General features: G+C 38.8%; 15 protein-coding genes and 1 rRNA gene. All 16 read left to right on the top strand.

All coding sequences use genetic code 11. From position 1 onward, the window contains the following. The first annotated feature begins 7 nt into the window (after positions 1 to 7). Positions 8 to 340 (top strand): hypothetical protein, encoded by a 333-nt coding sequence (locus tag OK025_RS03135; protein ID WP_070566309.1) that lies wholly within the window; start codon positions 8 to 10, stop codon positions 338 to 340. Positions 341 to 430: 90 nt separating this feature from the next. Continuing rightward, positions 431 to 607 (top strand): hypothetical protein, encoded by a 177-nt coding sequence (locus OK025_RS03130; protein ID WP_157625906.1) that lies wholly within the window; start codon positions 431 to 433, stop codon positions 605 to 607. A gap of 12 nt (positions 608 to 619) precedes the next feature. Next, positions 620 to 784, top strand: coding sequence for a hypothetical protein (locus OK025_RS03125; RefSeq protein ID WP_157625908.1), 165 nt, complete (start codon positions 620 to 622; stop codon positions 782 to 784). A gap of 80 nt (positions 785 to 864) precedes the next feature. Continuing rightward, entirely contained in the window at positions 865 to 1,467 is a 603-nt protein-coding gene (locus tag OK025_RS03120) for a CPBP family intramembrane glutamic endopeptidase (protein WP_317668304.1), read from the top strand. An 845-nt stretch (positions 1,468 to 2,312) separates the two neighbouring features. Further along, the gene (locus tag OK025_RS03115) at positions 2,313 to 3,161 is read left to right on the top strand and encodes a TraB/GumN family protein (RefSeq protein ID WP_157698365.1); all 849 of its coding nucleotides are present in this window, start codon (positions 2,313 to 2,315) and stop codon (positions 3,159 to 3,161) included. 73 nt (positions 3,162 to 3,234) lie between these two features. After that, positions 3,235 to 3,708 (top strand): type II CAAX prenyl endopeptidase Rce1 family protein, encoded by a 474-nt coding sequence (locus tag OK025_RS03110; RefSeq protein WP_317668303.1) that lies wholly within the window; start codon positions 3,235 to 3,237, stop codon positions 3,706 to 3,708. 468 nt (positions 3,709 to 4,176) lie between these two features. After that, positions 4,177 to 5,283: a hypothetical protein gene (locus tag OK025_RS03105; protein WP_317668302.1), complete on the top strand. Its 1,107-nt coding sequence runs from the start codon at positions 4,177 to 4,179 to the stop codon at positions 5,281 to 5,283. A 360-nt stretch (positions 5,284 to 5,643) separates the two neighbouring features. Then, positions 5,644 to 6,693, top strand: coding sequence for a hypothetical protein (locus OK025_RS03100; RefSeq protein WP_317668301.1), 1,050 nt, complete (start codon positions 5,644 to 5,646; stop codon positions 6,691 to 6,693). Between the two features lie 355 nt (positions 6,694 to 7,048). Beyond that, the gene (rplK, locus tag OK025_RS03095; protein WP_070566323.1) at positions 7,049 to 7,492 is read left to right on the top strand and encodes a 50S ribosomal protein L11; all 444 of its coding nucleotides are present in this window, start codon (positions 7,049 to 7,051) and stop codon (positions 7,490 to 7,492) included. Between the two features lie 22 nt (positions 7,493 to 7,514). Beyond that, on the top strand, positions 7,515 to 8,213 hold the full coding sequence (rplA, locus tag OK025_RS03090; RefSeq protein WP_046672240.1) for a 50S ribosomal protein L1: 699 nt from the start codon (positions 7,515 to 7,517) through the stop codon (positions 8,211 to 8,213). A 2-nt stretch (positions 8,214 to 8,215) separates the two neighbouring features. Then, a complete protein-coding gene (rplJ, locus tag OK025_RS03085) occupies positions 8,216 to 8,734 on the top strand; it encodes a 50S ribosomal protein L10 (RefSeq protein WP_046672239.1) in 519 nt (172 codons plus the stop codon). 78 nt (positions 8,735 to 8,812) lie between these two features. After that, positions 8,813 to 9,190: a 50S ribosomal protein L7/L12 gene (gene rplL, locus OK025_RS03080; protein ID WP_002992785.1), complete on the top strand. Its 378-nt coding sequence runs from the start codon at positions 8,813 to 8,815 to the stop codon at positions 9,188 to 9,190. Between the two features lie 168 nt (positions 9,191 to 9,358). Then, positions 9,359 to 13,168, top strand: coding sequence for a DNA-directed RNA polymerase subunit beta (gene rpoB / locus OK025_RS03075; RefSeq protein WP_317668300.1), 3,810 nt, complete (start codon positions 9,359 to 9,361; stop codon positions 13,166 to 13,168). A 72-nt stretch (positions 13,169 to 13,240) separates the two neighbouring features. Further along, a complete protein-coding gene (gene rpoC, locus OK025_RS03070; protein WP_294345514.1) occupies positions 13,241 to 17,518 on the top strand; it encodes a DNA-directed RNA polymerase subunit beta' in 4,278 nt (1,425 codons plus the stop codon). A 532-nt stretch (positions 17,519 to 18,050) separates the two neighbouring features. Beyond that, the gene (locus OK025_RS03065; RefSeq protein WP_201670127.1) at positions 18,051 to 18,212 is read left to right on the top strand and encodes a hypothetical protein; all 162 of its coding nucleotides are present in this window, start codon (positions 18,051 to 18,053) and stop codon (positions 18,210 to 18,212) included. A 112-nt stretch (positions 18,213 to 18,324) separates the two neighbouring features. Further along, positions 18,325 to 19,854, top strand: a 16S ribosomal RNA gene (locus OK025_RS03060). The last annotated feature ends 49 nt before the right edge of the window (positions 19,855 to 19,903 follow it).

Genomic DNA, 19,903 nt, shown 5'->3' with positions numbered 1-19,903 from the left:
AATCATTATGAAGCTATTCCAATATATAGACCGGATTAATTTGTTGGACAAGTTGATCCGCCAGAGACGGACGGGAACACAGTCAGAACTAGCAGTCCGCCTCGGGCTTTCTGTGTCACGATTGGCCCGTATTATTGAATATCTTAGAGATATTGGTGCTCCAATTACTTTTGATAGATCGCTTAATACGTATTACTATGAAAAAGACTATTCAATCCAAATCAAGGTAGAGGTTCAGCAGGAAAATATTCATTTGCTGGATTTAAATCAGATGAGGCAAGCAAATGCGGGTGATAATTTTATTTCAAATCATTTTCTGAATGCTTTTTTTGTGCATTGAGCAAAAGTAATTTAGTAGTGTTGATCAATAAAGCAGGAATCCGAAAAGGCTAAGAATAGAGTAGGAAGTAATTTTTTATAAATCAAAAAAATGAATACATTAGATTTAAAAGGTTTCGGTGTTCAGGAAATGGATGCGAAAGAAATGGAAGTAGTTGATGGGGGATGGTGGCAAGCTGCTTTGGGGACATTTTTATATAATGTCGTTGCTGATTGGAGACAAAACGTTGCTGCATTTGAAAGAGGAATAAATGGTGAAGCTTTATAAACTTGTAAATTTATGAACAAAATAGAACTAACAGAATTGACTAATTCTGAGATTATTGAAGTAAACGGTGGAGATGGTATGACAGAAGCTTTTTTTTGGGTTTTAGGTCGATTTTTTCAGGCTCAACAGAGAGATCTAGATGGATCCATTGGTGGCCCTACAGCAATTCATGGGTAATTTAGTGCTTTGAAAATAAAAACTATTTTACGTAAGAACCTAAGTACTTTGCTACTTAGGTTCGTCTTAATTTTGATTTATTGAAACAGAAAATAGAACTTTTAATATTTGGTACTTTACAATCAAGTATTATTTTGATTGTGTTTTTTCTATTGTTTGGCTTGGATATAGCCTCCAATACTATTACCATGTCTGATCAATTTAATATTTTTTTAATTTGTATCTGTACAGCTTTTTTTGAAGAGATTGTCTTTCGGTATTATTTGATTCGCGGGTTGCGTAGATTTTTTGATAAGAAAAAATCAGTACTAATTTCAGCTGTCTTATTTGCTGCATGTCATCTAGGAAATTCTCATTTTACGACCACAGCATTTGTTTCCCATTTTCTAGGTGGTATAATTTATGCATATGCTTATATTCATACAAAATCTATATATTATCCTGTTGGATTACACTTTGGTTGGAATTATATTCAATGGTTATTTTCACTTCCAATGAGTGGAACAACAAAAAGTGGTTTGTATAGTCTTATTTTGCCAACCAATGATTATTGGTTGGGAGGAAATTATGGGATAGAAGGAGGGTTTGCAAGTCTTCTGATTAGGAGTATCTTGTTTGGCGTTATCTTATTTACAGTTTCCAGATATGAAAGAAATGCACACGTGCGTTATGGTTCAAAATAAGTTTAAAAAAGGGAGTGTAACATGAAATTGGAATTATTAAAAAGTTGTGAATATAGGAATTATTCCATTGGATTGAGCTTTAAATTAAGATATTGAAATTATGTTGTTAGTAAAAAGTCGTAAATTGATTATTATATTTGGCTTGGGAATTTTTCTAATTTCGTTGCTTATCGGCGCAATGGTTGCACATAATCAAAAAAATAAAGCTCGTATACAAATTAGCACCATTAAATAATGGTGAATCGCAGACTATAAAAATAAACTACGGTATAAATTTATAGGAGAAACGCATCTTCTATAAATATAATTTGAAGACACTATTACTTTTTCTATCCTAGTTTAAAGAAAGTAATGGTGTTTTGACTTGTACTATGGGTAATTGAAGAGTAGTTGATGAGAATAATGTGAGAAAATTAATGAATGAAATAATAGATTATTCTGGATTTGTGATTATAAAACGATATTTGATCTGAGAGTCTAGCCTAAATACTTGTGTGATAAATTCTTAACTTCCTTCTAATTCCTTTAGCCCCACCATTGTAATAGAAGACTCTTGATTTTCTTCATTACTTATGTAATAAGCTGTTTTGTTGCTCTTTTTTCCATAGAAAATTTATTGAAATACAACCACAGGTTGTGGTGTAGATATATCTTAATGTCTATTTTTGGGACGGTAACAAAAATCTAAATCATTATGGAAACTAAAACAATTTTAAAATTTGTGGTAATAATAGCTATTCTGGCATTTTGTGTCTATCTGCTGTCTAATGTCGGCGAACTTATTCGAGGATTTGAAGATGGTTTTAATGCGACCAGAAATAAATAAAAACCTTAAATTTAAACGGATGAAAAAACATTTTATTCTTCTATTACTCTTTTTTATAATCACTTTTAGTGGTTTTGCGCAGGGGAATTCGATGCTGTGGAAAATCTCGGGAAATGGACTTAAACAAGATTCCTATTTGTTTGGTACGATCCACATGTTGTGTCCTGACGATTTTGAGATCAAACAAAAATGTCTGGACGCGCTTAATTCGAGCCAGAAAGTCGTATTTGAAGTGGATCTGTCAAAACCTGAAAATATGGAGGTCCTACAGGCATTTGCCGTACCTGACCCTAGTTTTATTAAAAACTTTACCGATAGCGAAGTGCGTAAAATGGATAGCGTCTTGTTGGCACAGCAGCTTTCAATTAAATTATTGGATCATGTTTCACCGGTAACAATGGCTTCCTTATTTTCAATGAAAGGCTTTAATTGTCCTGATCCAACAAAGTTGAAATCATATGAAATTGAACTATCGGCTCTGGCCTCCGCTCAGGGTAAAACAATTGGCGAACTTGAAACAGCTGATTATCAATTCGGGTTATTGAAAGACTTGATTACGCCAAAGTTATTTATGGACTGGGTATTGCAGTTGGATAAATATCCCGCTCTAACGGCCAAAATGGTCAATGCCTATAAAAATGAAAACCTCAAAGAATTAACTGCATTGATTGAGGATCCTACATGGATGTCTGTCGAACAGAAAGAAAAGCTCTTGACAGGGCGGAATATAAACTGGACAACGATTATTCCGAATTTGATCAAAGACCAGGGTTGCTTTATTGCTGTGGGAGCTGGACACCTGTCTGGTGAAAAGGGCTTGATCTCGTTACTTAGAGCAAAAGGTTATAGCTTGACGGCAATTGATTAGGATTGTTATTTTTTGAGGTAAAGGAAGTATAGTACCTTGATAGGTGGGGATTAAATTGTGTTAGTTGTGTAAAATGAGAGATATTTTTAAAATAATAGAAATACCGAGAAGTAGGAACTTATATTTTCTGTTTATATTCTTTTTGATCGAAGGAATAACAAATTGGGTCGCATATTATATTTTTGGTTGTCTATCTCTAGGTTTTGCTGATATTGAAGAATATCAGCAACAGGGACTGGGATTTGCTTTTGTGTCATTGGTAGTGATAGCGCCAATTTTGGAAACGCTATTGGTCCAAGTGCTAGTTTTAGAGCTGCTGCACAAGCTGAAGATTTCAGCTTCAATGAGCGTCTTGATTGCTGCTATCATTTTTGGCGTATTTCGTTGTTATAATATTTGGTATTTCCTAGCAACTATTATCTCAGTATTTGTATTTGCCTATTATTATATGGCTTTGAGGTCGCAAGGTAAATGGAACAAAATTCTATTGGTAATTGCATTACACGCCTTAGCAAATGTGCTGTCCTTTTTGAGTGCCTACATCTAACGTTCGTTTTTAAACAGTGGTAGCCGCCTATATGAGTTAAATTGTTATTTCACGTAAATTTGAAGGCTGTAACTATCATCTTATTTTTTATAATGATCAGCATAGTAGTTTATCAAGTTCTGAAAGATAAGCATCTGAAAGAGTATCTTGATAGGTTTATTTCTATTATAGCTATGGGGTCAATAAGTGCTATTTCATTTGGGCTTGTACATTTACAAACTTTGCGCCTATCAATACGACTATTTGGTTTCTCTATCCAATATATGTGCTTCCTCAGGTAGTTTTAGGGTACTTAATAGTTTTTCTAAGGTTAAAACATGGCTTTATCTATGGATTGGGCTTACATATATTGGTGAACTTTATAGCCGTTCTCATGAAAATATAGGTATAGGAATTATTAGTTGCGCAACAGGAATGGCCAATATAGTAGCTTTTTAGTAGGTTGACTTAAGGAATACATTAATGTATATGAAGATAAAATTTATAGTTGTTCTAATCTGTTTGTTTGCTGGACTATTATGCAAGGCACAGATACAGTTTGTCGGCGTTCAGAATAAGTTGCCAATTCCCTCATTAAATATTTACAATGAAAAGGGGACATTGATTGGATTTACAGATAAAACTGGTGTAACTCAGTTTCTCGATAATGGAGTAAAGAGGCAAAAACTCCCTTTAGTAATTACGGTGCAACATATCTCCTATGAAACCAAAACCTTTTCGTTGGTATCGCTGGACGGTAAACAACTATATTTTTTGGAGCCAAGACCTCAAGTCTTAAAAGAAGTCACTGTTACGGCAAAGCCAAAAGAAGTCGTGGTTTTGAAAGGGTATTTCCGCTCGCTGGAGACATTTGATCATCAGTTTAAGTATTTTTCGGACGGAATTGTAGAGTTTTATATTCCGTTAAAGAAGGGTAAACCTAAATATAGATTGGTTGATTATCGTGTGTTTGTAGATTCTATTGTCGCTAAAGATTATAATGCAAAAATGAGATCTTTCTTCCAGATTCCTAGGATTACGGAAATAGATAATAGAAAATTAGCGGATCGACTGAATGATCTCGTTAAGGAAAACGATAGGTCTAGCCGTATTCGCTTGTTGAAAAAAGGGAATGAGGTGGGGTACCTGACGACAGATGCTGATCGAAGTAATGTTCAATTGTATTTGGATAAGGTGTTGCCAGATACTGTAGTAAATGAAAAACTTTTTAACCTCGAGGCGAAGACATTTCACGAGGTTACAGTCGAAAATTATAATGCAACAGAATTAAACAGTATTACACCTTTCAATTTAACAGCCCTTTACCAAAATATTGTTGCGTCTTTAAAACGCAAAAAGGAATACGGCCATATCCCTTGTGAGATACTTAATGAATTTTATGTCATGGAGAATGAGTATATAACGGAAGAGGAATATAAATCCAATCAAAAGGGCTTGACGAAGAGTATTTACACAACGCCCCAAAAAAGCAATTATAAGATACGATTTTGGGAGAAGTTGGAAGACTATCATATTCCAGCGATCAACGATGGACTGGCAAAACAACTTGGTGAAAACCTCCAATTGATTAATTGATAGTTCGCGTTAAATTTGTCGCTATATAACCACAGGTTGTGGTACAACTATTTCATAATGTCTATTTTTGGAACAGTACTTAAATCTAAATAATTATGGAAATTAAGAAGCTTTTAAAATTTGTAGCGGTAGTAGCGGTGCTTACTTTCATTATTTATGTTATCATGAATAGTAGCGCTCTTATTGAAGCATTTAATGAAGGGTATAATAGAACTAGAAATAAATAAGTAGAATTATAGAAGATTATCGGATACTGTTAATCCCTAATTAATAAAAGACAAATAAAAAGGACTGAAATGAAATATGAAATAAGAATAGGGTTTATTATCGGGATACTAATGATGATTTCTGTTTTGACCAATGCACAAATTAAAGTCATTTGATAGCCTAACACAGGAACCTATAAGTGGTGTCAATCTGTATGCGGATAACGGTAGCTTACTTGGTGCAACAAATATAGCCGGAGAAGTTGTGTTGGATTCGTTGAAACAGGAAAAGACCGTTAATCTAACTTTTCAGCATGTTGCCTATAGTAGTTTGATGGTGCCTTTTTCGGAAGTAAAGACGATGGGCAAGATCAAAATGGTTTCCCGCTCAATTAAGATTGATGAAGTCGCGATAGGTGATCGGACCAAGACTGACTATGTTGTTTTAAAAGGGTATTTTCGGAACCTTGCTTCACTTAATAATAAGATGGGATATTTTGTCGATGGTATAATAGCGTATTATATTCCACTAAAGAATAAGAAAGAAAAGGTCCGGTTTATTTTGAAAGAGTACCGGATTTTTGAAAATAAAGTTGCTACGCAGGACCTCGCAGACAAGATGGGAACTTTTTTTTCCTATAACCCAAGCGTGATCAATTTAAAAAGTACTTCGATCGCCTATCAGTTGCCGAAAGGGTTTCGGTTGGAGGTGGATAATGGTCGGCGGTTTATAAAACAGGGGAGTACAAACATGGGTTTTGTACAAGTTTCGAAGGAGGGAAAAGGGCAGGTGTATCTTAATCGGGTAGCGCCGGGGACTGTAATAGATCAGAGGATATTTAAAATACAGGGGCGTCAACATAGTGGCGTAACGATAGAAACGTATGCGAATGTAAATCTGGATAATTTAACAATGGGTCATTTGGTCAGTGTCGTTAGGTCAGCTGTTGCTAGCGTTAAGAAAAAGAGCCAAGCTGAATATACTCCGATAGAGTCATATGATGAATTTTATGTGCTTGAAAAGGAATATATCACCAAAGACCAATTTACTGAATACAAAAAGCAATTTGCAAAAAGTATATTTCTGAAAGGAAGCAGTAATTATCGGAACACTTATTGGGATGATCTCGATAGCTACGGAATTCCCGCTTTGCCTAAAGGGATTAAAGATCAATTGGGAAATATTTTAAAAATTAGAGAGTAGCCTTATCGGGGCTTACGGTCGAATTATCAAAAATTGAAACCTAACCCGATGAAATACATGCTATATATGTTGGTTATTAGTGTTTTTTTTTATTGTATTGGTAAATAGTTTTGATGGCTTTTATGCTCGGGGTGAATAGGGCGGTCGGTGATATATTTGAAAAATAAACGAATGGATGCCAGCTTTTTAAAAAAAGTATAAATTCCTGAAAAATTAAAAGTTAGATACTTGCAGGATTCAAATCTTCTTATTAACTTTGCACCTCGGTTGGGGTGTTACGTCCTGGCCGATGAATGTTACGTTATTTGCTTCCAACTTACTAACAGACATTTAACAAAATTAAATTCAAAACAAAATGGCAAAAGAAGTCAGTGCGTTAGTAAAATTACAAGTTAAGGGCGGAGCTGCGAATCCTTCACCTCCAGTAGGACCTGCATTAGGTGCTAAAGGTGTGAATATCATGGATTTCTGTAAGCAGTTTAACGCTCGTACGCAAGACAAACCAGGTCAAGTATTGCCTGTTGTCATTACAGTTTACGCTGATAAATCATTTGATTTTATCATCAAGACTCCACCGGTAGCAGTTCAGTTGAAAGACGCTGCTAAATTAAAAAGTGGGTCTGGCGAGCCTAACCGTAAAAAAGTTGCGGCTATCACTTGGGAACAAGTTGAGACAATCGCTAAAGATAAAATGCCTGATTTAAATGCATTTACTGTAGAGGCTGCTATGAAAATGGTGGCTGGTACAGCACGTAGTATGGGTATTACTGTATCAGGTAATGCTCCTTGGAACAATTAATTAAGAAATCAATTTAAGAAAAGTGGCTAGATTAACAAAAAATCAAAAAGCGGCACTATCCAAAATTGAAGCTGGTAAAGCATACTCTTTGAAAGAAGCTTCGGCTTTAGTTAAAGAAATCTCATTGACCAAATTTGATGCTTCTGTGGATATCGACGTTCGTTTGGGCGTAGATCCTCGTAAAGCAAATCAAATGGTTCGTGGTATTGCAACATTACCTCACGGTACTGGTAAAACTGTTCGTGTTTTAGTTTTATGTACTCCTGATAAGGAAGAAGAAGCTAAAGCGGCAGGTGCAGACTACGTAGGTTTAGATGATTACATCAGCAAAATTGAAGGTGGTTGGACTGACGTTGATATCATTATTACTATGCCTAGTGTTATGGCTAAAGTTGGTAAATTGGGTCGTATTTTAGGTCCAAGAAACTTGATGCCTAACCCTAAAACTGGTACAGTTACAACAGAAGTTGGTAAAGCTGTAACAGATGTAAAAGGTGGTAAGATCGATTTCAAAGTTGACAAAACCGGTATCATCCATACTTCTATTGGTAAAGCGTCGTTCGATGCAGATAAGATATATGATAACGCACTAGAGGTATTACAAACTCTAGCTCGTTTGAAACCATCTGCAGCTAAAGGAACTTACTTTAAAAGTATTCACATTTCCTCAACTATGAGTCCTGGTATTCATATTGAGACTAAATCAGTAGCAGGTATTTAATCATGAGAAAAGAAGAAAAACAAGAAATTGTTCTAGCTTTGGCCGAACAGATTAAATCTTACGGTAACTTCTACATTACCGATACTGCTGAGTTGTCAGTTGAAAAAGTGAATAACATTCGTCGTAAATGTTTTGAACAAGGCATCGAGATTAAAGCTGTGAAAAACACTTTAATCAAGAAAGCATTAATCGAAGCTGGTGTTGATGAAGAAGAAATCTTTGGAACGCTTAAAGGAGCGTCTACAATGATGTTTTCAGAAGTCGCTAATGCGCCTGCGAAATTAATCAAAGAATTGCGTAAATCAGGTGAAAAACCGTTGTTAAAAGCGGCTTTCATTGAAGCAACTGCATTCGTTGGAGATAATCAATTAACTGCATTAGTTAATCTTAAATCTAAAAACGAACTTATTGCGGACGTTATCGCAGCCTTGGAATCTCCTGCGAAAAATGTTATTTCAGCTCTTCAATCAGGAGGAAATACTGTTGCAGGTTTAGTAAAAGCTTTAGAAGAAAGAGGTTAACGAATCCTCTAGAACAGAAACATTCGTTACAATTTAATTAACAATTTTTATAAAGTACATTCAAAAATTCAAAATAAAATGGCAGATTTAAAACAACTTGCTGAACAGTTAGTTAACTTAACAGTAAAAGAAGTTAAAGAATTAGCTGATATCTTAAAAGACGAGTATGGCATCGAGCCTGCTGCTGCTGCTGTTGCTGTAGCTGCTGCTCCAGCTGAAGGTGGTGCTGCTGCTGCAGAAGAGAAAACTTCATTTGACGTTATCTTGAAAGAAGCTGGTGGTCAAAAATTAGCTGTAGTTAAATTGGTTAAAGATTTAGCTGGATTAGGCTTGAAAGAAGCTAAAGATTTAGTTGACGGAGCACCTAAAGAATTAAAAGCTGGTGTATCTAAAGACGAAGCAGAAGCTTTGAAAAAACAATTAGAAGAAGCTGGTGCTGTTGTTGAGATTAAATAATCTCAACTAATTAGCCCGAAAAGGTTTAGACTCTGACGATTTTTCGTCAGAGTCTATTCCTATTTATATCAATACGCCACTATGCTGTGTATATGCTGGGCACAGTGGAAAGGTGGTTTACTGCATAAGTGTAAGCGCAGTTTTTTTAAAACTAAAATTCATATTCCCTTGGCAAACAATAATATTCAACAAGAAAGAATAAACTTTGCGACAAGTAAGAAAGTATTGGAATATCCAGATTTCTTAGATGTGCAATTGGAATCTTTCAAGGAGTTTTTTCAATTAGAAACTACTTCTGACAACCGCCATCAGGAAGGGCTGTTCAAGGTATTCTCGGAAAACTTCCCTATTTCTGATTCAAGAAACATTTTTGTGCTAGAGTTTTTGGATTATTTCATTGATCCACCACGTTATGATATCCAAGAGTGTATCGAGCGCGGCTTGACTTATAGCGTTCCTTTAAAGGCTAAGTTAAAGTTATCTTGTAATGATGAAGAACACGAAGATTTCGAAACTATTGTTCAGGACGTATATTTAGGGACTATCCCTTATATGACTCCTAAAGGTACTTTCGTGGTAAATGGTGCAGAGCGTGTCATCGTATCGCAATTACACCGTTCACCAGGCGTTTTCTTTGGTCAAAGTAGACACACAAATGGTACTAAACTTTATTCTGCAAGGGTAATTCCTTTCAAAGGATCTTGGATCGAATTTGCAACTGACGTAAATAACGTCATGTATGCGTACATCGACCGTAAAAAGAAATTCCCAGTTACGACCTTATTGCGTGCTATCGGTTACGATTCGGATAAAGATATCTTAGAATTGTTCGACTTAGCGGATGAAGTAAAAGTTAGTAAATCTGGTCTTAAAAAATATGTTGGTCGTCGTCTTGCGGCTAGGGTATTGAAAAAATGGGTGGAAGATTTCGTGGATGAGGATACGGGTGAAGTTGTATCTATCGACCGTAACGAAATTATCCTTGAACGTGAAACTGTTCTAGAAGATGATCACATTGATTTAATCATCGAAGCTGGTGTTAAGTCTATTATCTTAGCGAAAGACGATGAGTCAAACAATGCGGACTATTCTATTATATATAACACTTTACAAAAAGATACGTCCAACTCAGAAAAAGAAGCGGTAGAACATATCTATCGTCAATTGCGTAACGCTGAACCACCAGATGAGGAAACCGCTCGTGGTATCATCGATCGTTTATTCTTCTCTGACAAACGTTACGATTTAGGTGATGTAGGTCGTTACCGTATCAATCGTAAGTTGAAGTTGGGAACTCCGGATGATACGAAAGTATTAACCCGTGAGGATATCATTGCGATTGTGAAGTATTTGATCAATTTGATCAACTCTAAAGCTGAAGTAGATGATATTGACCACTTGTCAAACCGTCGTGTACGTACTGTAGGTGAACAATTATATGCTCAATTTGGTGTCGGTCTATCGCGTATGGCCCGTACAATCCGTGAGCGTATGAACATCCGCGATAATGAGGTATTTACGCCTACAGATTTGATTAACGCACGTACACTTTCGTCGGTAATCAATTCGTTCTTCGGTACGAACCAGTTGTCTCAGTTTATGGACCAAACTAACCCTCTTGCTGAAATTACGCACAAGCGTCGTTTGTCAGCTTTAGGTCCAGGTGGTCTTTCTCGTGAGCGTGCAGGTTTCGAGGTTCGTGACGTTCACTATACACACTACGGTCGTCTTTGTACAATTGAAACTCCAGAGGGTCCAAACATCGGTTTGATCTCCTCATTGGCTGTACATGCGAAAATTAACCACTTAGGATTTATCGAAACGCCTTATCGTAAGGTGAAAGATGGGGTTGTTGTGGTTGACGAGCCAGTCGTATATTTATCTGCTGAGGATGAAGATGGTAAAACAATCGCACAAGCGAATGCTTTGTATGATGACAAAGGTAATTTCGAAGATGCGAAAGTGAAAGCCAGATATGAGGGTGACTTCCCAATTATCGAGCCTAATATGCTTGATTATATGGACGTTGCTCCAAACCAAATTACATCTATTGCCGCTTCATTGATTCCTTTCTTGGAACACGATGATGCCAACCGTGCATTGATGGGATCGAACATGCAACGTCAGGCCGTGCCTGTATTGCGTCCACAAGCTCCTATCGTAGGTACTGGTCTTGAAGGTCGTGTAGCGAAAGATTCACGTACATTGATCAATGCGGAAGGTCATGGTGTAGTTGAATATGTAGATGCTGATGAAATCAAAATCCGTTACGACAGAAACGACGATGATCGTCTTGTATCATTCGATGATGATGTCAAAACGTATAAATTGATCAAATTCAAGAAAACCAACCAAAATACATGTATGAACTTGAAGCCTATCGTTAAGAAAGGTCAACGAGTTGAACCAGGACAGGTATTATGTGAAGGTTATGCAACTGAAAATGGTGAATTGGCATTAGGTCGTAACTTGAAAGTAGCGTTCATGCCTTGGCAAGGATATAACTTTGAGGATGCGATCGTAATTTCTGAGCGTGTAGCGAAAGAAGACTGGTTTACTTCTCTTCACATTGAAGAATTCGAACTTGAAGTTCGTGATACAAAACGTGGTGAAGAAGAGTTAACGGCTGATATTCCTAACGTATCTGAAGAAGCGACAAAAGACTTAGACGAAAACGGTATTATCCGTATCGGTGCTGAAGTTGGTGGTGGTGATATCTTAATTGGTAAAATCACACCTAAAGGTGAGTCAGATCCTTCTCCAGAAGAGAAATTATTGCGTGCAATCTTCGGTGATAAAGCTGGTGACGTGAAAGATGCTTCATTGAAAACTCCACCGTCATTAAAAGGTGTTGTTATCGATACGAAGTTATTCTCGCGTGCGAAGAAAATGTCTAAAGAGGTTGAACGTAAAACTTTAGAAAAACTAGAGGTTGCTCACGATAGAGCTGTTAAATCATTGAAAGAGCGTTTGGTTGAAAAATTATTCACTGTCGTGAATGGTAAAACTAGCCAAGGTGTCTATAATGTATATAAAGAGTTGTTGGTTGCTAAAGGTGCTAAGTTTACACAAAAAATCTTAGCTGAATTAGATTACAACAACATCAACCCAATGGGATGGACAACTGACGAAGATAAAAACGAGTTGATCAAAATGGCCCTTCATAATTACAACATCAAAATTAATGAAGAGCTAGGTTCGTTCAAACGTGATAAATTTGCAGTATCTGTCGGTGATGAACTTCCATCAGGAATTGTGCAGATGGCTAAAGTTTACGTTGCTAAAAAACGTAAGTTGAAAGTAGGGGATAAGATGGCCGGTCGTCACGGTAACAAAGGTATCGTTGCACGTATTGTACGTGACGAGGATATGCCATTCTTAGAAGATGGAACACCGGTTGATATCGTGTTGAACCCACTAGGGGTACCTTCACGGATGAACTTGGGACAGATCTACGAAACCGTATTGGGTTGGGCAGGTCAAAAATTGGGTGTGAAATTTGCTACACCTATCTTTGATGGTGCTGAAATGGATCAGGTACAAGATTGGGTTGCGAAAGCTGGCCTACCAAAATCTGGACGTACATACTTGTACAACGGATTGACAGGTGACCGTTTCGATCAACCGACGACAGTGGGTGTAATCTACATGTTGAAATTAGGTCACATGGTTGATGATAAAATGCACGCACGTTCAATCGGTCCGTACTCATTGATCACGCAACAACCTTTGGGTGGTAAAGCGCAATTTGGTGGTCAACGTTTCGGTGAGATGGAGGTTTGGGCATTGGAAGCATTCGGTGCGTCTAACATCCTTCAAGAAATCTTGACTGTGAAATCGGATGACGTGGTTGGTCGTGCCAAAACTTACGAGGCAATCGTAAAAGGTAACAACCTTCCGACACCATCGGTACCAGAATCGTTCAACGTATTGGTACACGAGTTACGTGGATTGGGTCTAGATATCACATTGGATTAATTAAGCAAATAGGGCTTTGAAGGGCTCCAGTCCTTCAAAGCTTCTTTATAAAGCTTTAACTTTTGAATAAGTATGTCTTACAAAAAAGATAATAAAATTAAAAGCAACTTCACTTCGATTACGATCAGCTTGGCTTCTCCAGAAACTATTTTGGAACGCTCAAGTGGTGAAGTTACAAAACCGGAAACGATTAACTATCGTACCTACAAACCAGAACGTGACGGTTTATTCTGTGAGCGCATTTTTGGTCCTGTGAAGGACTACGAATGTCACTGTGGTAAATACAAACGTATCCGTTATAAAGGTATCGTATGTGACCGTTGTGGTGTTGAAGTAACTGAGAAAAAAGTACGTCGTGAGCGTATGGGACACATCAATTTGGTGGTTCCTGTTGCACACATTTGGTACTTCCGTTCTCTTCCTAATAAAATTGGTTATTTATTGGGACTTCCTACCAAGAAATTGGATATGATCATTTACTACGAACGTTATGTGGTTATCCAAGCTGGTATTAAGGAAGAAGATGGTATCAACTTTATGGACTTCTTGACTGAAGAAGAATATTTAGATATTTTAGATACCTTACCAAAAGAAAATCAATATTTAGACGATAACGATCCTCAAAAATTCGTTGCCAAGATGGGTGCTGAGGCGTTAGAAGATTTGTTGAAACGTATTGATTTGGATCAATTGTCATACGATTTACGTCACCAAGCTGCTAACGAAACTTCTCAACAACGTAAAAATGAAGCGTTAAAGCGTCTTCATGTGGTTGAGGCTTTCCGTAGTTCACGTGAAAATATCGAGAATCGTCCAGAATGGATGATTGTGAAAATCGTTCCAATCATTCCACCTGAGTTGCGTCCTTTAGTGCCTTTGGATGGTGGTCGTTTTGCGACTTCGGATTTGAATGACTTATACCGTCGTGTGATTATCCGTAACAACCGTCTAAAACGTTTGATCGAAATCAAAGCTCCTGAAGTAATCTTACGTAACGAAAAACGTATGCTTCAAGAAGCGGTAGACTCTTTGTTTGACAACTCACGTAAAGTGAACGCTGTGAAGACAGAAGGTAACCGTGCATTGAAGTCTTTATCTGATATTTTGAAAGGTAAACAAGGTCGTTTCCGTCAAAACTTGTTAGGTAAGCGTGTGGATTATTCGGCTCGTTCGGTAATTGTTGTAGGTCCGCACTTGAAATTACACGAGTGTGGTCTTCCTAAAGATATGGCTGCAGAACTTTACAAACCGTTTATCATCCGTAAGATGATCGAGCGTGGTATTGTAAAAACAGTAAAATCAGCTAAGAAAATCGTTGATCGTAAAGATCCTGTGGTATGGGATATCCTTGAAAATGTATTGAAAGGTCACCCTGTATTGCTAAACCGTGCACCTACGCTTCACCGTTTGGGTATTCAGGCTTTCCAACCTACCTTAGTAGAGGGTAAAGCTATTCAATTACACCCATTAGTGTGTACAGCGTTCAACGCCGATTTTGACGGTGACCAGATGGCAGTCCACTTACCGCTTGGTAATGCTGCAGTTTTGGAAGCCCAAATCTTAATGTTAGGCGCGCACAATATCTTAAACCCTGCGAATGGTTCTCCAATCACAGTACCATCTCAAGACATGGTATTGGGTCTTTACTATATTACTAAAGGCCGTAGAACTGCTGGCGATCACATCGTAAGAGGTCAAGATATGACTTTCTATTCGGCTGAAGAGGTTATCATCGCTTTAAATGAGAAGCAAATTGACCTTCACGCTTGGATTAAAGTAAAAACAAAAGTTAGACAAAAAGATGGTAGCATCGTTGATACCTTATTAGAAACAACTGTTGGTCGTGTGATCTTCAACCAAGTTGTTCCTGACGAAATGGGATTTGTCAATGAATTGCTTACGAAAAAATCTTTGCGTAATATCATTGGTGAAATTGTGAAGACTACGGGTATGGCCCGTGCAGCGCAGTTCTTGGATGATATGAAAGAATTGGGATATCAAACAGCCTTCAAAGGTGGTCTTTCGTTCAACTTGGAAGATTTGAACATTCCTGCTGCGAAAGCTGAATTGATTCAACAAGCAACTAACGAGGTTGAAGAAGTAATGAATAACTATAACATGGGTTTCATTACAAACAACGAACGTTACAACCAAATCATCGATATCTGGACGCGTATCAACAACAGATTGACGGCGCACGTTATGGATATTCTTTCGAATGATAACCAAGGTTTCAACTCCGTTTACATGATGTTGGATTCTGGGGCCCGTGGTTCGAAAGAGCAGATCCGTCAGTTATGTGGTATGCGTGGTTTGATGGCGAAACCTCAAAAATCAGGTACTTCTGGTGGTGAGATTATCGAAAACCCGATCTTGTCAAACTTTAAAGAAGGTTTGTCTGTATTGGAGTACTTTATCTCTACCCACGGTGCGCGTAAAGGTCTTGCCGATACGGCATTGAAAACAGCGGATGCGGGTTACTTGACTCGTCGTTTACATGACGTAGCGCAAGATATGATCGTTGTGGAGCAAGATTGTGGTGGTTTACGTGGTATTTATACAACAGCATTGAAAGATAATGATGATGTTGTTGAGCCATTGTTCGATCGTATTTTGGGTCGTACACCATTGCATGATGTTCTTCATCCGGATACTGACGAATTGATCGTTTCTGCAAATGAGGATATCACTGAGGAAATTGCCGAAACTATCGAAAAAGCAGGTATCGAAGGAATTGAGATCCGTACGGTATTAACTTGTGAGTCTAAGCGTGGTGTTTGTGCTTGTTGTTACGGACGTAACTTGGCGTCAGGTAAGCGTGTTCAGTTAGGGGAAGCTGTGGGTGTTATCGCCGCTCAATCAATTGGTGAGCCAGGTACACAGTTGACACTTCGTACATTCCACGTGGGTGGTACGGCATCGAACATTGCTGCTGATTCAAGTATCATTTCTAAATACGATGGTAAGATCGAATTTGAAAACGTACGTACAGTTTCGCAAACGAACGATAATGGCACACATCAGGTAGTCTTAGGACGTTCTGGTGAGGTTAAAATCATCGATGCACATAATAAAATTGTTTTCCAACAAAATATCCCTTACGGTTCGCAGTTATTCGTTGAAGATGGCAGCTCCGTGTCTAAAGGTGATAAATTGGTAGAATGGGATCCTTATAATGCGGTAATTATTTCTGAATTTGCTGGTAAGGTGGAGTTTGATGCAATTATTGAAGGTGTTACCTTCCGTGAAGAATCAGATGAGCAAACTGGTCACAAAGAAAAAGTGATTATCGAGACACGTGATAAAACGAAAAACCCATCCATTAAGATTTTAGATAAATCTGGAGAAGTTATCCGTACATACAATATTCCAGTGGGAGCGCACGTTGCTGTTGCCAATGGTGTGACCGTGAAAGAAGGTGGTATCTTAGTTAAGATCCCTCGTTCTACTGGTAAAACGCGAGATATCACGGGAGGTTTACCGCGTGTAACCGAGTTATTCGAAGCACGTAACCCTTCTAACCCTGCTGTAGTAACAGAAATCGACGGTGTGGTAACATTAGGTGGTGTGAAACGCGGTAACCGTGAGATGTCTATCGAGTCTCGTGATGGTCAAATCAAGAAATACTTGGTGCCACTTTCTAAACATATCCTTGTTCAGGATAATGACTTTGTGAAAGCTGGTATGCCATTATCAGATGGTTCGATCTCTCCAGCGGATATCTTGTCGATCAAAGGTCCATCAGCTGTGCAACATTACATTGTAAATGGTATCCAAGAGGTATACCGTCTGCAAGGTGTGAAGATCAACGATAAACACTTCGAAACGATCGTTCACCAAATGATGCAAAAAGTTAACATTGAAGATCCAGGAGATACTCGTTTCTTAGAAAAAGAAGCTGTAAACAAATGGGATTTCATGGAGGAAAATGATTCCTTGTTTGACAAGAAAGTCGTTGTTGACGCAGGAGACTCTAATAGTTTACGTCCGGGACAAATTGTTTCTTTACGTAAATTAAGAGAAGAGAACTCTAGTCTGAAACGCCGTGACTTAAAACTTGTAGAAGTTCGTGAAGCAATTCCAGCGACTTCAAGTCCATTGTTGCAAGGTATCACCAGAGCTTCATTGGGTACAAAATCGTTCATCTCAGCAGCTTCTTTCCAAGAAACTACTAAAGTGTTGAACGAGGCTGCTATCGCAGGTAAACGTGATAACTTATTAGGTTTGAAAGAAAACGTAATCGTTGGTCACTTGATCCCTTCAGGTACAGGTATCCGTCAATACAGCAACTTAATCGTAGGTTCTCGCGAGGAATACGATCAATTGTTGGCTTCGAAAGAAGAAGATTAATCGTTACTCGATTATTTTATATAAAGGTCCAAGTGTATACTTGGACCTTTTTTCGTTTTTATGTACCTCCGGATTACAGTATATTTTCTCCTAATCTTTAGGGATCAGAAAAGGGAATGGGTTGTATTTTCTTATCATTATGGAAATTTATACTGCCGAAATGCTTTATAGCGGAGGTAATTTCCCTTATCGGTATCCGCTAATTGGTGGGAAATGTAAGTCGTTATTGATTGTGGATTTTGTCTTCGTTGCCCTTATATGCCTTTCTTCGGTAGGCTTTTCCTGAAATAATCTCTCAATGTTACAGGTAGTTAAGGGAAAAATGAAAATAATAAGAACAAAAGGCTTGGAAGTTTGTTCCTAAACTCCCTATCTTTGCACCACTCCGCAAGGGAGGGACGGTTACCTCGAAAGAGGGAATCCTAAAAAAAGAAGGGTTTAAGAGAAGTCTGGCAGGATCTAGAATCCCGTTCAGTTTATTTTAAACGCGGAAATCGAAAAAAGGGGAAAGAAAAAAAACTTAAAAAAGTTTTTGGAAGTTCAGAAAAGATTTCTACCTTTGCAGTCCCAACGGAAACGAAGGGAAAAACAAAACGATAAAGAGTGGCGCAATGCCCATCGGAATAAAGCGGATACGGAAGTTGAAGCGACAAAGTTCTTTAAGAAAACACAATCATGTAAGCGTGACGAGTAGACAAACGAAAGTCATGAACAAATTCAAGTAATTCGTTCAATTCGATCCAAGATCAGAGATATAAAAAAGAATTCTGATTATTATAAATAGTTGGAATCAAAAACTTCATTTTACAATGGAGAGTTTGATCCTGGCTCAGGATGAACGCTAGCGGCAGGCCTAATACATGCAAGTCGGACGGGATCCATCGGAGAGCTTGCTCGAAGATGGTGAGAGTGGCGCACGGGTGCGTAACGCGTGAGCAACCTACCTCTATCAGGGGGATAGCCTCTCGAAAGAGAGATTAACACCGCATAACATCAACAGTTCGCATGTTCAGTTGATTAAATATTTATAGGATAGAGATGGGCTCGCGTGACATTAGCTAGTTGGTAGGGTAACGGCTTACCAAGGCGACGATGTCTAGGGGCTCTGAGAGGAGAATCCCCCACACTGGTACTGAGACACGGACCAGACTCCTACGGGAGGCAGCAGTAAGGAATATTGGTCAATGGGCGGAAGCCTGAACCAGCCATGCCGCGTGCAGGAAGACTGCCCTATGGGTTGTAAACTGCTTTTGTCCAGGAATAAACCTTTCTACGTGTAGGAAGCTGAATGTACTGGAAGAATAAGGATCGGCTAACTCCGTGCCAGCAGCCGCGGTAATACGGAGGATCCGAGCGTTATCCGGATTTATTGGGTTTAAAGGGTGCGTAGGCGGCCTATTAAGTCAGGGGTGAAATACGGTGGCTCAACCATCGCAGTGCCTTTGATACTGATGGGCTTGAATCCATTTGAAGTGGGCGGAATAAGACAAGTAGCGGTGAAATGCATAGATATGTCTTAGAACTCCGATTGCGAAGGCAGCTCACTAAGCTGGTATTGACGCTGATGCACGAAAGCGTGGGGATCGAACAGGATTAGATACCCTGGTAGTCCACGCCCTAAACGATGATAACTCGATGTTGGCGATAGACAGCCAGCGTCCAAGCGAAAGCGTTAAGTTATCCACCTGGGGAGTACGCCCGCAAGGGTGAAACTCAAAGGAATTGACGGGGGCCCGCACAAGCGGAGGAGCATGTGGTTTAATTCGATGATACGCGAGGAACCTTACCCGGGCTTGAAAGTTAGTGAAGAGTGCAGAGACGCACTCGTCCTTCGGGACACGAAACTAGGTGCTGCATGGCTGTCGTCAGCTCGTGCCGTGAGGTGTTGGGTTAAGTCCCGCAACGAGCGCAACCCCTATGTTTAGTTGCCAGCATGTAGTGGTGGGGACTCTAAACAGACTGCCTGTGCAAACAGAGAGGAAGGTGGGGACGACGTCAAGTCATCATGGCCCTTACGTCCGGGGCTACACACGTGCTACAATGGATGGTACAGCGGGCAGCTACATAGCAATATGATGCTAATCTCTAAAAGCCATTCACAGTTCGGATTGGGGTCTGCAACTCGACCCCATGAAGTTGGATTCGCTAGTAATCGCGTATCAGCAATGACGCGGTGAATACGTTCCCGGGCCTTGTACACACCGCCCGTCAAGCCATGAAAGTTGGGGGTACCTAAAGCATGTTACCGCAAGGAGCGTGTTAGGGTAAAACCGATAATTGGGGCTAAGTCGTAACAAGGTAGCCGTACCGGAAGGTGCGGCTGGAATACCTCCTTTCTAGAGTATCGAAGATCGGTGCTCGTCACGTTACATATGATTGCAGAAG

The sequence above is a fragment of the Sphingobacterium sp. UGAL515B_05 genome (genome assembly GCF_033097525.1).
GTDB lineage: Bacteria > Bacteroidota > Bacteroidia > Sphingobacteriales > Sphingobacteriaceae > Sphingobacterium.
This window is presented reverse-complemented; position numbering and strand designations above follow the sequence as displayed.